Here is a 12,985-nt window from a genome sequence, read left to right as displayed (position 1 = left end):
AAAGAAAACCATTAAGGTGTTAAGTTTCATTAAGTACCACCTTAATTTTCTTAACACCTTAATGGTTCAAAACCTTAACTTCTTAATGTTTAAATTCACCCTAAAAACAACCCAAAGCTTAGTGTCCCGAAGCTTCGGGATTGCGAAACCTTCGTGTTCTTTGTGGTTAAAAAGACATCAAGTTTCATTAAGTACCACCTTAATTAAACTTAATCCCTTAATGGTTCAAAACCTTAACTTCTTAATGTTTAAAATTTCTTAGCGACCTTCGCGTAAAACCTTCGTGTTCTTCGTGGTTAAACCGTATAATATTTCTTCTTCAAAAACAAACTCGCCCTCACCAATAAAATCAGCACCGGAACTTCGACCAGCGGCCCAATAACCCCTACAAAAGCCTGTGGCGAATGGATGCCGAAAACCGCAATCGCTACGGCAATCGCCAACTCAAAGTTGTTGCCTGTAGCCGTAAACGAGATAGAAGCGTTACGGTCATAGGAAACCCCCATCGACTTGTTGACAAAGAAGCTGATAAAGAACATCAACACAAAATAAACCACCAGCGGGATCGCCACTTTGATGACATCCATTGGAAGTTCGAGGATCTTATCGCCCTTGAGGCTAAACATCAGGATTATGGTGAAGAGCAAGGCATAAAGCGTGATCGGCGAAATGGCGGGAACAAACCTGCGGTTGTACCATTCTTTTCCTTTGGTTTTCGTAAGGAAATAGCGGCTCAGGAAACCTGCAAGAAACGGAATACCGAGATAAATCAGTACACTTTCCGTCACATCGCCCATCGGGACACTCACATTAAAGTTCCCCAGACCCAATTTTTGTGGCAATACATTGATGAAGAGCCACACAAAAAAGCTATACGAAAAAATTTGGAAGATGCTGTTGAGAGCGACCAAAAGAGCGGCATATTCACGGTTGCCTTTGGCCAAATCGTTCCAAACAATTACCATCGCGATGCATCTTGCTAGTCCAATCAAAATAAGTCCTACCATATAATCGGGTTCATCGCGAAGGAAGATGATGGCGAGGATAAACATCAAGATGGGACCAATGATCCAGTTGAGCAACAGCGAGAGCGACATTACTTTTTTGTCCTTAAAAGCCACCGGCAAAAGCGAATAATCGACTTTAGCAAGTGGAGGATACATCATCAGGATCAACCCGATAGCAAGCGGAATATTGGTAGTGCCAACCGATAAAGAATCGGTTATAGCGGAAATATTTGGAAACACATAGCCAAGGCCTACACCAATAGCCATTGCCAAGAAGATCCAAAGGGTCAGATAACGGTCGAGGAATTTCAGTTTTGGCTGCATATTACTTAGAGATTTTGGAAAACACATAGAACATTTCGGAAGCAATTTGCAAGCTTCGTTCCTCGTATTTTTCGTCTTGCTGAGGCGTGTTGTCAAATGCTTTTGGGTCTTCGAAGGTAATCGGGATACGTTTTTCGGCACCAGCAATAAACGGACAACCACCATCGGCTTGAGAACAGGTCATGATGGCTGCAAAACCCGAAACAGGGTTGAAGGCATCGTCATATTTTTTTGAGAAACCAATGATTGGTGCGGCATTTTCATCATGCTTGATAGCATAGACAGGGTTGTTGCCTTCGCTTAAAGTTAGAATTTCAAAACCACTATCGGCAAGGGTTTTGGCTACTTTTGGGAAAAGGGCAGTGGCTTCCGTTCCGCCAGAATAGCAATTTACATTTTGAATTTTGTAATGAGCGGCTGCGGTTTGTGCCCAAATTTGCGACAGATGACTACGACGTGAATTGTGGGTACAAATAAAGTTGATGTCAATTGGTTGCTGATTGTTCACTTTTTGCTGGATGAAGTCAACAAGAGGTTGCAAAAGGGCCTTTCGAACCTCGCTTATTTCTTGGGCTTCAATTTTTGTGATGTAATGGGAAAGTGTTGTGTTCATTTGTTTTTAGTTTATGATTTCTTCTCACCAAGTTTTTTAAAATTTACAACAACCAGAACCTGGAGCACATGAATTGGCTGAGGTAGCGGTCAATTCGCTCAAGCTTCTTTTTTGTTTTTCTGAAGGGATACCGCAAGCATCCTGAGCTAGGCAAGCCGTGGTTTTGTTTCTTAGTACAAAGTTCTTACCGTTGAAATCAAGGTCATATTTCCCGATAGTTTCGCTTTGGTATTCCACTTCGATTTCTACATCCTGAATGCCCAGTTTTTCTTCTGAAAGCTTGATGATGTTGAGTAATTTTCCTGGTTTCAAGCGGTGTTCAAAATCATCAGCATTCCACAATTGAAAGTTTACAACTTGTTCTTTGCGGATGACACCTCCACAATCAATAAAGTTTTTAGTGATCATCCCCACTTCTGTAACATGGAAATGTTCGGGTACAAAGGTGCCGTTTTCGAGTTGAAATTCTACATTTTCCAAAGTAGGAAGAAGGTCTTTTACATCTGATAGTTTCATGATTATTTTATATTAAATGTTATAATGCAATATTGCGATATAGAAGGATAAAAAAAATGCTTTAGCAGCACTTTTGTTGGGTTACGATCGTTATAATATTCGAAAAGTAGCTATTCAAAAGAGCAAAGGCTTTCTCGTCGATGCAGTAGCAAACAGAAGTACCTTCGATATTCCCTTTTATTAAGCCTGCGTTTTTGAGTTCTTTCAAATGTTGTGAAACTGTAGGTTGGGCAAGGGGTAATTCGTTTACAATATCACCACAGATACACTCGTTTACCTTTAGCAAATATTCGATGATGGCGATTCTTGCAGGGTGACCCAGTGCTTTTGCTATGATGGCGATTTGGTTTTGCTTGTCGGTAAAATGTTCGGTTTTGGTGGCTCCCATGATGGATTGGTTTTAATATTGCAATATTACGATTAATATTTTAAAATTGTATTAGTTATTAGTGTTTTTGTTTTTCTTTAGCTTTATATTTTTTTTTCAAAGCATAGTTTGACAATTTGACTATGCAAATGCCTTATATTAGATGAAGCAGCTGATAAAAATTTAAAAAAATACAGAAGACATTTGGAAAGGAAATATAGATTATGCCTAACTATCTTTTTAAGCTAAAATGTGAACGATAGCTTTTTCCGTCACTACTAGAAATTTGAAACCAATAATCAGTTGAAGGAAGTTGTTTTCCATTAAAATTACCATCCCAAGTTTCGCTGTTTTTTAGTGTTTTTAAAAGCCTTCCATATCGATCATAAATTTCTGTTGTATAGGTCTCTACTGATTTTAAAAATTTTACTCCCCAAGTATCGTTGAAACTGTCACCATTTGGGGTAAAATATTTTGGAAACATAAGTAAGTATATTGTTTTATCTATTATACCACAGTTATTTTTATCTCTAACATACACTATATGTTCCCCACCGTTCAGCTCTGAGAAAGTATTTGACTCTTGAAAGTTTATTCCATCCAAGGAGTATTCATAGTCGCCAATACTATTTTCTGATAACATTATCACTATTGTATTTTTATCGTTGTTCCAATCAGAATTTAATATTTCTGTTATTGTAGCTGTATTTGAAGAGAAAACAGTAAAAGTTTTGGTGCTAGTACAAACAATATTTTCATGATTCTCAGAAACCGTCACAGTATAATTTCCAGGTTGATTGACCGTAATTGAAGGTGTGGTTTCATTTGTAGACCAAAGATATTCATCAAACCCTATCCCTGCATTTATTGTTAGATCTTTTCCTTCACATAGTGCTATATTATCTTTTATATCAATTAATGGAGGGGATACCATGTTTAGTAATAGCTCAACAATTTTAAAGCAGCCACCTTGGTTACTTATTCTAACATAAATTGTTTTGCCGCCAATAAGCAATTCAAAGTCTTCAAAGTTAAAGATTTCATCATCTAAGATTTGGTTTTCGGCCCCATTTAATGAATTGTAATATTGAAAAATGAAGGTAGTTGAGGGGGTCAAATTTGAGTTGAAGTCAGATAAATTTATATATACATTTTCATCATTGTCATTAGCACAAATTGTAGTTTCATATCCAGCGGCATTCAATGTAGTACTAATAAAAGTAGTTACAGCAAATCGAGTAATACTCTCACAGTTGTTAACTGATTGACTTGCGTAGTAAGTTTGTCCTTCTATGACGGGTGTTGAAGTTGGTAGTAAATTTCCTCCAGTAGGAGCGTCATACCATAAAATAGATAATCCTGTTAGATTTATATCACCAACTGTAGCATTTTCAGATATACAAAAATACTGTTCCGGATCTCCAGATGGTGGTGCGTAATTATTGGTAAAGCTTTCCAAGGTAATGGCTTGAGCTAGAGATCTGCATCCGGTCTCGTCTTCCATTAGGACTAAATAATCTCCAGCAGGTGCATCTTCTAATGTATTAGTTGAGGTCCAAGTTTCTCCATTATCAAAACTATATAGTGCTGCTGCTGCATTTACAATAATATCACCAATATCGGCACATGAATCTGGTTGATTAGTAGTTATAAGAGGTGCTGGAAGATTTTGAGCTCTAGCCGGAACAATCACATTTCTTATGCTTGATACACAACCATCTGTCTTTGTTACTACAAGATATGTGCCTGCTAAAACAGGATCGAAAAATGGATCTGTGCTCCAAGTTTCACCATTGTCAATACTATATTCATCAGCGATAGAGGTAATAAGAATGGTTCCCGGGTTATTACAACTTGGAGGTTTTACTTTTACTGTAGGGTTTGGCGTAATTAAATTTAGAGTATAGTAAGCTTTGTAACAATTGGTATCGTCATAAATTATTACTTCGTATGTACCGTCTTTTACGGCAAATATACTATTAGAAATATCAAGTGTGGGTGAACTTCCATTTACATAAACAGGTATCGATTCTTTAAACCATTGATAGGCTACATTTCCTGTTGTTGGATTGGATAAATGAACAGTTAATGACATGTCGTCTGAACAGAGACTACCCGATCTTGTAATGTAAGCATCCGATTCAGCTAAAGTGTTTACTATCACTTCGTCATATAGAAAATAAGGATATGAACCTATGTGCATTAGTGGAACATAATAAGAGTCTGGAAGACTTTCTGGTGCTCCAATCATTACTTCGCGAATTTCAATTGGTGTAGTGAAATTAATAGTTGTAACATGCCAATTTGGCTTAGGTACATAAACAGCTGTTCCAAGTTTTATCCAAGGAGATCCAGGTATATCAGGATTGGTATTGGTAAGAAATGGTAAATCATTTATAATTGGACTTCCATAAATTGTAAGATCCATTGGTTCAAGATCCTCAACTTCCATTTCATAAGGACCAGCATTGTTTTTATAAATAATTGCTGCTACACTAATAGACAATTGTGCATCCGTTTGAGCGGGTATAGGAGTTGTTAAAGTTGATTTTATATACTGGCTGTAGGGGGAAGACATGATTGCACCAGCAATACCATTTCCGGAAGGAAAATATTCAATTTCATCATTCGGAATAAAGTTATTAGTAGGATAATTTTCAAAATCGGGAAGTACATATCCACATCTGTTGATGTAACTTGGATTACCAGAAGTTCCTTGTACCCATGGAAAGGCTTTGTATAATTGTGAAGAACCATTGGGACAACTAGTATAATCTTCAAAATCATGATTTGGTATTAATGATTTTGAAACTGCAGAATTACAGCGACATCCACCATCGATTATATCCACCAAATCATTTCCGTTATCGTCAATACCATTATTACATATTTCCTGAGCGGAAGCATGAAATGAAAATAACAGAAATATGGTTAAAATGGGTACCCTCATAGGAAAAAAATTACGGAATGTAAACTTAATCAATTAATGAATATTTTCAGTAAAAAAAATCTTAATTATCTTATAAATTAATGCAAAACATATAATTATATTGATATTCTGGGCCTAAATATTTTTTGTATCCTTAAATTATCAAGATGTTTCATTATTTATTTTAAAAAATAAATTTGCATATTAAAAAAATAAAATCAAATATTTGCACACGAAAAAATAATAACCTTTTAAAAACGAAGAAAAATGTTTGTATTCAAATCATTCTCACAGGACTTCACACCAACAGGATTGGGTGCGGTATTGCTTCGTGGCTTATTTCAATCTTAGAAATTCAATTTTATAAAATATGAAAAAGCCCGAAGACATTTAGTTCGGGCTTTTTTTATTCTAGACACTTCAAAAAATTCCCGAAAACTGCTCTTTTATTTATCCCTAACGGGATGAAATGCTATGCGGTTATTTTATTTCTGATGATTTAAAATATCCCGCACAAAAACAAAAAGATTTTAAACAATTTATGGGAAATAAATTATCCGGAAAAGACCTGATCAAATTGGGCTTTCCAAAAAATAATGCAATCAATATTGCCTTAGGGCAAATTAACAGGTATAGAAAAAGAGAAAAAAAAGAAGCTATACTAACTGAGGCTAAAGAAGTTTTGCTTTATCCTGAAAAATTTGAAGGTCACGGAACATGGGGCAAGGTAGCCGAGGGTTTGATAAAACCCGTTGAAGTGCGAATGCATCAGATGAAAACAACGCGAGCTCCGTTCTCGATTTTTGGTGAAAACGAAATCGATCAGCAGGCTAAGTTTCAATTGTATGATGCCTTGAAACTGCCCATTTCAGTAGCCGGAGCCTTGATGCCCGATTCACATTCGGGTTATGGTTTGCCGATTGGCGGTGTACTTGCGACAGACAATGCGGTAATTCCGTATGGTGTTGGAGTGGATATCGGATGCCGAATGAGCTTGTCTATTTTCGATTTGCCAGCGTCCTATCTGAAAGGAAAAGACCATCAGTTGCAGGCGATTTTAAAGGACCATACGAAATTCGGCATGACCGAAACCCACGCCATAAAAGCAGATCACGAGGTATTCAGCAGGTCTGAATTTCAGGATATTCCGCTCTTGAAAAGTTTGTTGCCAAAAGCTTACAAGCAATTGGGAACTTCGGGCGGTGGGAATCACTTTGTTGAATTCGGAACCGTGCAATTGGACGCTCCATTGAAAGAATGGAAATTAGAACCTGGGAATTATTTCTGCATTTTGTCGCACAGTGGTTCGAGAGGTTTGGGTGCCAATATTGCGAAACATTATACATATTTGGCAACGAAACAATGTCCGTTGCCACGAAATGTACAGCATTTGGCTTGGCTCGATTTGAACACACACGACGGTCAGGAATATTGGCTGGCGATAAACTTGGCGGGTGATTATGCAAAGGCATGCCACGACGATATCCACCGAAGAGTGGCAAAAGCCATCGGAAAGCGAATTGTAGTAACGATTGAAAACCATCACAATTTTGCTTGGAAGGAAATGGTGGATGGCAAGGAATGCATCGTCCATAGGAAAGGTGCGACTCCGGCTCATCAAGGCCAATTGGGAATTATTCCTGGTTCGATGACGGCTCCAGGTTTTATTGTAATGGGAAAAGGAAACGCAGCATCGCTGAATTCAGCTTCACACGGAGCGGGAAGATTGTTCTCTAGGGCCAAGTGCAAGAGTACGTTTACGCCAAGCGAAATCAAAAAAGTACTCAAAGACCATGAAGTACACTTGATTGGTGGTGGTGTTGATGAAGCACCGATGGCCTACAAGGACATTCATAAAGTGATGGCGTTGCAGGAAGAATTGGTAACGGTTTTAGGAACTTTTACCCCAAAAATTGTCCGAATGGACAGATAGAAAATGTAACAAAATGGAAAAAATAATACAAATAACAGCAGGAAGAGGTCCTGCGGAATGCACTTGGGTGGTTGCCCAAGTGCTTAAAAAAATACTTGACGAAGCAGCAGACCAGCAAATTCAAGCAACGGTTTTGCAACGCGAAGCCGGTAGCGAGAACGGAACTGTGGAGTCGGCTTTGGTTGCCTTAAAAGGAAAATCAATTGACGCATTCGTAACTTCTTGGACAGGAACCATCCAATGGATCGGGAAAAGCAGTTTCAGGAAATTCCACAAACGTAAAAACTGGTTTATTGGTGTCTTTGAAATGGACCAGTTGCAAATGCCGAAGGCTTCTGAAAAGGACATTCACTACCAGGCGATGCGAAGCTCTGGAGCGGGAGGACAACATGTGAACAAAGTGAGTTCAGCAATTCGGGCCACACATGGGCCAACAGGTTTGAGTACCGTAGCAATGGATTCACGTTCCCAACATCAGAATAAAAAACTGGCTACCGAACGGCTACTCGAAAAAATAAAAGGTTTCGAATTCGAAGCCTTGAAACAGCAAGTCAGCCGCCAATGGGAAAACCAGTTGAATGTGGAGCGAGGCAACCCGACGAGAACGTTTACAGGTTCCGATTTTAAAAAGCAAAAAGTCGAGAAAGGCTATAAGTCCGAACGACAAAAATTAAAGCAACAATTGGATTATGATAGAGATTAGGATTGGAATCTTTCAATCTTTCACTCTTTTAATTTTTAAATCAATAACATGAAAACAGTAGATAAATATACTTTTCAAGCCTTGGATAATTATCCATATTGGTTGGAAGGTACAATAGAATCCCTAGATTATGCCTTGTCGTATGATGCAAAGAACACAATGGCTTTGAGTTTGTATGGGCGAGTTTATGCCGAGCAACTTTCGGATTATGAAACCGCAAAGCAGTATTTTCAAGAAGCTTTGGGTGTCAATATCCATTCGCTTTCGGTATATGCACCTTATATCCAAACCTTGCTTTTGAATGAAGATTATGAAGAAGCAACAAAGCTGATTGATTTTGCATTGACCATCAAAGGTATCAACAAAGCCGAAATCCTGCTTAAAAAAGTACTTTTGTTAGAAAGAACCAATGAACTTAAAAAGGCCTTAAAGCTTTTAAAAGAAGTCAAACTTTCTACTTTTTCCAACGAAACCTATGAAACGGATGAGGTGGAGAAACGGTTGAAGGCTAAAAAGGAATTGCTTTCAGACAAGAAGAAGGCCAAAAAATCGGATGATGGAAAGGGGAAGAAGAAGTGATTTTTATTAGCCCTGACGGTTTATACTATCAGGGCTTTTTAAAAATTATTTGACTTCTTAATAAGTTCAAAAAAAAATCTTAACTTCTTAATGTTTAAAATTAAACCATTAAGAAATTAAGATTCAGTAAAATTTACGGTATAGGCCTAATCCAAAAGCACATCCAAAATCGTAATCGCAGCCTCACTAATCTTAGTCCCAGGACCAAAAACGGCAACCGCTCCAGCATCAAACAAATACTGATAATCTTGTGCTGGAATAACACCACCTACAATGACCATAATATCTTCACGACCATATTTTTTAAGTTCTTCAATTACTTGAGGCACTAAAGTTTTGTGTCCAGCAGCAAGTGAAGAAACACCTAAAATATGCACGTCGTTTTCCACCGCTTGCTTCGCAGCTTCGGCAGGCGTTTGAAAAAGCGGACCTATATCCACGTCAAAACCTACATCGGCATAACCTGTTGCTACTACTTTTGCCCCACGGTCGTGACCATCTTGTCCCATTTTGGCAATCATAATCCTCGGTCGACGGCCTTCTTGCTTGGCGAATTGATCGGCTTTTTGCTTCGCCAATTCAAAACTCTTGTCGTCTTTAATTTCTTTGCTATACACGCCACTAAAAGATTTAATTTGTGCTTTGTATCGTCCAAAAACCAGTTCCAATGCATCACTGATTTCGCCTAAAGTAGCACGATTTCGAGCGGCATTCACTGCTATTTCCAATAAATTGCCTTGTCCGGTCTTGGCGGCTTCGGTCAATTCATTCAAGTTCTTTTTTACTTTTTCGTTGTCACGGGAAGCTTTTATTTCTTCCAATCGTTCAATTTGCTGACGACGCACCATCTGGTTGTCAACATCCAAAATATGCAATGGATCTTCTTTTTCCAAACGGTATTTGTTGACCCCAACAATCACATCCTGACTACTATCGATTCTGGCTTGCTTTCTCGCTGCAGCTTCCTCGATTCTCATCTTCGGAATTCCAGCTTCAATAGCTTTAGTCATACCGCCTAATTCCTCTACTTCAAGAATCAGTTCCCAAGCTTTTTCGGCTATTTCTGCCGTAAGGCTTTCGATATAAAAACTTCCTGCCCAAGGATCGACCGTCTTGGTAATCTTGGTTTCTTCCTGAAGGAAAATCTGAGTATTACGGGCAATTCGTGCAGAGAAATCCGTAGGCAAAGCGATGGCTTCGTCTAAGGCATTTGTATGTAAGGATTGTGTGCCTCCAAAAGCAGCAGCCAAGGCTTCAATTGTGGTTCGGGCTACATTATTAAAAGGATCTTGCTCGGTCAAACTCCAACCAGAAGTCTGGCAATGGGTTCTCAAAGCAAGCGATTTATCATCTTTTGGGTTGAATTGTTTGACCAATTTTGCCCAAATCATTCGTCCGGCTCTCATCTTGGCAATTTCCATAAAATGATTCATCCCAATAGCCCAAAAGAAGGAAAGTCGAGGAGCGAACTCATCAATTTTCATTCCGGCGGCAAGTCCCGTTCGGATGTATTCCAGACCATCAGCTAAAGTATAGGCCAATTCAATATCGGCGGTTGCTCCGGCTTCTTGCATGTGATAGCCCGAAATAGAAATCGAGTTGAATTTTGGCATTTTCTTGCTGGTAAAATCAAAGATATCAGCAATGATTTTCATCGAAGGAGTAGGAGGATAGATATACGTATTTCGAACCATGAATTCCTTCAAAATATCGTTTTGGATCGTTCCCGAAAGCAACTCAGGTTTCACGCCTTGCTCTTCAGCGGCTACGATATAAAATGCCATAATAGGCAAAACGGCACCGTTCATCGTCATCGAAACCGACATTTCATCCAATGGAATTTGGTCGAATAAAACTTTCATGTCTTCCACCGAATCAATGGCAACTCCTGCTTTTCCTACATCTCCCACCACGCGTTCGTGATCAGAATCATACCCTCTGTGGGTTGGCAAATCGAATGCTATGGAAAGTCCTTTTTGTCCTGCGGCAAGATTTCTTCTGTAGAAAGCATTACTTTCTTCGGCGGTTGAAAATCCTGCATATTGACGAACCGTCCAAGGACGACGAACGTACATGGTTGCATACGGACCACGTAAATTTGGCGCAAAGCCAGCTCCAAATTCAAGATGTTCTAAACCTTCAATATCCTCTTTGGAATAAGTTGATTTTAGTTCGATTCCTTCAGCGGTAACAAAATTTTGTTCCAAGTTATTGGAATTTGCTTTTTGCTCTTTGGAGTTTTCTAATTTTATATGTTGAATGTCTTTTCTTTTCATGACTAGCTTTCTTTCTCGGTTTCCAAACGTTCCTGCTCCATTTTTTCAGCCAATCTCTTCTCGATAATCGGTGAAACCAATGTCTTTCTTGGCTTTGTTTTTACGAAAGGAAACAATTCCAAATCATGACTCATGCGATCATTTTTATTTGGATATTTATTCGTTCCTAATAGAATTTCTTTGCCGGAATCGAATAATTCCTGCTCCTTTGCAGCACTTTCCTGAATTTTTCGTTGGATGGTTCCTTCGATCAGTTGGGTAATAAAACCGCCATTCGCTTCAATGTCTTTGAATAAATTCAAGGCTTTTTCAGCTAGTTGATCTGTTAAGCTTTCGATGTAGTAGGCTCCATCCGAAGGATTGCTTACTTTGTCGAAATAACTTTCGTGTTTTAAAACCAATAATTGGTTTCGAGCAATTCGGTCGCCAAATTCATTGTCTTTGTGATACAAAGCGTCATAAGGCAAATTAGCAACAGCATCGGCTCCTCCTAAAATCGCACTCATGCATTCGGTAGTGGAGCGAAGCATGTTGACGTTATAATCGTATAAGGTTTTGTTTCTTTTGGTTGGAATCGCCAAAATATGACAATCTAAATTATGATCGTATTCTTTAGCTAAAAGGTTAAACAACAATCGAATCGCTCTTATTTTTGCAATTTCAAAAAAGTAATTGGTTCCTACGGCAACCTGAATCAAGATGGGTTTTGAAATAGTAGCTATTCGGTTGAAATATTCATTGGCATGAGCCAAAGTATAAGCAATTTGTTGAACTGCATTTGCACCTGCATTTTGGTATAAACTGGCATCAACACTAATAAAATGAATATTTTGGCAGGCAATCGAAAGTGTATTTAAACTGTCAAAATCAGTTTCAAGATTCGTGTGCCAGTTTCCTTCTTTTGCTAGTTTCCCAACGGCATCGATTTGGACAAAAATGGTAGCGCTTTTATCTTTTGCAATCGCATCAATTTTTTTTACGAAATCGATTGAAAGAAACAGTAAATTGAAGTAAACCGTTATGTTTTCTAAAGGAAGTTTAGTCAACAATTTTGCAACATCGGTAGTTTCGTCTTCAATTGTAAAACGGATACTTTCGGCACCACGGTCTAAGGTTTCCAAAGCTCTTTCGGCAGATTTTTCTAAATCATACACAAAAATGTTTTGGCAAATTTTAAAAGTTGCAGCACTATTTGTGTTGGAAAAATTTTTCTGATCCTCGTCTTTATGGTAAAACGGCTTCACTTTTATACCTTCAGAACTTTCCCAAACTAGCGTTTCATTATAGTCAGCACCTTTTAGTTCATACTGGATTTGCTGTTTCCACTGTTTGGATGAAACGGGTTGAAAATCGCTAAATAAATCGTTTGACATTTTTTTATTTTTTTAAGTACTGATTACTTCAAAGAATCTCCTTGGTATTCTATAATATAGATATCCTCACTATCCTTTTTCATATAATATTTTTCTCGGGCGAATTTCTCTATCTGTTGAGGATTTTTGAGGGTCTTAATGTTTTTTTTGTCTTTTCTTATTTCTTCCTGATAATAGGCTTTGTTATCTTCCAATTCATTGATTTCCTTATCAAGCAATCGATGATCCAGATAGGAATAGTTATCCAGAAAAAGCATCCATACTATAAAAAATGCCGAAACAATAACGTACTTATTGCTCAAAAAACGAAGCACAGGATGTTTATCGGTCAATTTTTTTATTGGATTCTTCATGTTTAAAAGTAA

11 protein-coding genes are annotated in these 12,985 nt (G+C 38.1%); 3 read left to right on the top strand and 8 right to left on the bottom strand.

All coding sequences use genetic code 11. The features are described 5' to 3' along the window. Positions 1-296: 296 nt before the first annotated feature. The 5 genes from arsB to G508_RS19545 form a co-directional block, all read right to left on the bottom strand. Positions 297-1,331 (bottom strand): ACR3 family arsenite efflux transporter, encoded by a 1,035-nt coding sequence (arsB, locus tag G508_RS0109985; RefSeq protein WP_026705183.1) that lies wholly within the window; start codon positions 1,329-1,331, stop codon positions 297-299. Position 1,332: 1 nt separating this feature from the next. Then, a complete protein-coding gene (locus G508_RS0109980) occupies positions 1,333-1,944 on the bottom strand; it encodes an arsenate-mycothiol transferase ArsC (RefSeq protein WP_026705182.1) in 612 nt (203 codons plus the stop codon). A 36-nt stretch (positions 1,945-1,980) separates the two neighbouring features. Beyond that, the gene (locus G508_RS0109975; protein WP_026705181.1) at positions 1,981-2,460 is read right to left on the bottom strand and encodes a DUF6428 family protein; all 480 of its coding nucleotides are present in this window, start codon (positions 2,458-2,460) and stop codon (positions 1,981-1,983) included. Positions 2,461-2,521: 61 nt separating this feature from the next. Then, complete coding sequence (locus tag G508_RS0109970) at positions 2,522-2,848, bottom strand: ArsR/SmtB family transcription factor (protein ID WP_026705180.1); 327 nt, start codon at positions 2,846-2,848, stop codon at positions 2,522-2,524. 211 nt (positions 2,849-3,059) lie between these two features. Beyond that, positions 3,060-5,777: a T9SS type B sorting domain-containing protein gene (locus G508_RS19545; RefSeq protein WP_026705179.1), complete on the bottom strand. Its 2,718-nt coding sequence runs from the start codon at positions 5,775-5,777 to the stop codon at positions 3,060-3,062. A gap of 520 nt (positions 5,778-6,297) precedes the next feature. Here G508_RS19545 and G508_RS0109960 point away from each other — a divergent pair. The 3 genes from G508_RS0109960 to G508_RS0109950 are packed head-to-tail and all read left to right on the top strand — an operon-like array spanning position 6,298 to position 8,971. Continuing rightward, positions 6,298-7,689, top strand: a complete 1,392-nt coding sequence (locus G508_RS0109960; RefSeq protein WP_026705178.1) for an RtcB family protein — start codon at positions 6,298-6,300, stop codon at positions 7,687-7,689. Positions 7,690-7,702: 13 nt separating this feature from the next. After that, positions 7,703-8,392 (top strand): peptide chain release factor H, encoded by a 690-nt coding sequence (prfH, locus tag G508_RS0109955; protein ID WP_026705177.1) that lies wholly within the window; start codon positions 7,703-7,705, stop codon positions 8,390-8,392. Positions 8,393-8,440: 48 nt separating this feature from the next. Next, a complete protein-coding gene (locus tag G508_RS0109950; protein WP_026705176.1) occupies positions 8,441-8,971 on the top strand; it encodes a tetratricopeptide repeat protein in 531 nt (176 codons plus the stop codon). Between the two features lie 146 nt (positions 8,972-9,117). Here G508_RS0109950 and scpA read toward each other — a convergent pair whose 3' ends face one another. The 3 genes from scpA to G508_RS0109935 are packed head-to-tail and all read right to left on the bottom strand — an operon-like array spanning position 9,118 to position 12,973. Continuing rightward, a complete protein-coding gene (scpA, locus tag G508_RS0109945) occupies positions 9,118-11,247 on the bottom strand; it encodes a methylmalonyl-CoA mutase (protein ID WP_026705175.1) in 2,130 nt (709 codons plus the stop codon). 2 nt (positions 11,248-11,249) lie between these two features. Beyond that, the gene (locus G508_RS0109940; protein ID WP_026705174.1) at positions 11,250-12,620 is read right to left on the bottom strand and encodes a methylmalonyl-CoA mutase subunit beta; all 1,371 of its coding nucleotides are present in this window, start codon (positions 12,618-12,620) and stop codon (positions 11,250-11,252) included. 23 nt (positions 12,621-12,643) lie between these two features. Further along, on the bottom strand, positions 12,644-12,973 hold the full coding sequence (locus G508_RS0109935) for an FtsB family cell division protein (protein ID WP_026705173.1): 330 nt from the start codon (positions 12,971-12,973) through the stop codon (positions 12,644-12,646). Positions 12,974-12,985: the final 12 nt, after the last annotated feature.

The organism is Flavobacterium soli DSM 19725 (assembly GCF_000422705.1).
Lineage (GTDB): Bacteria > Bacteroidota > Bacteroidia > Flavobacteriales > Flavobacteriaceae > Flavobacterium > Flavobacterium soli.
Note: the sequence above shows the minus strand (reverse complement) of the source record. Positions and strands in the feature narration are given on the sequence as shown.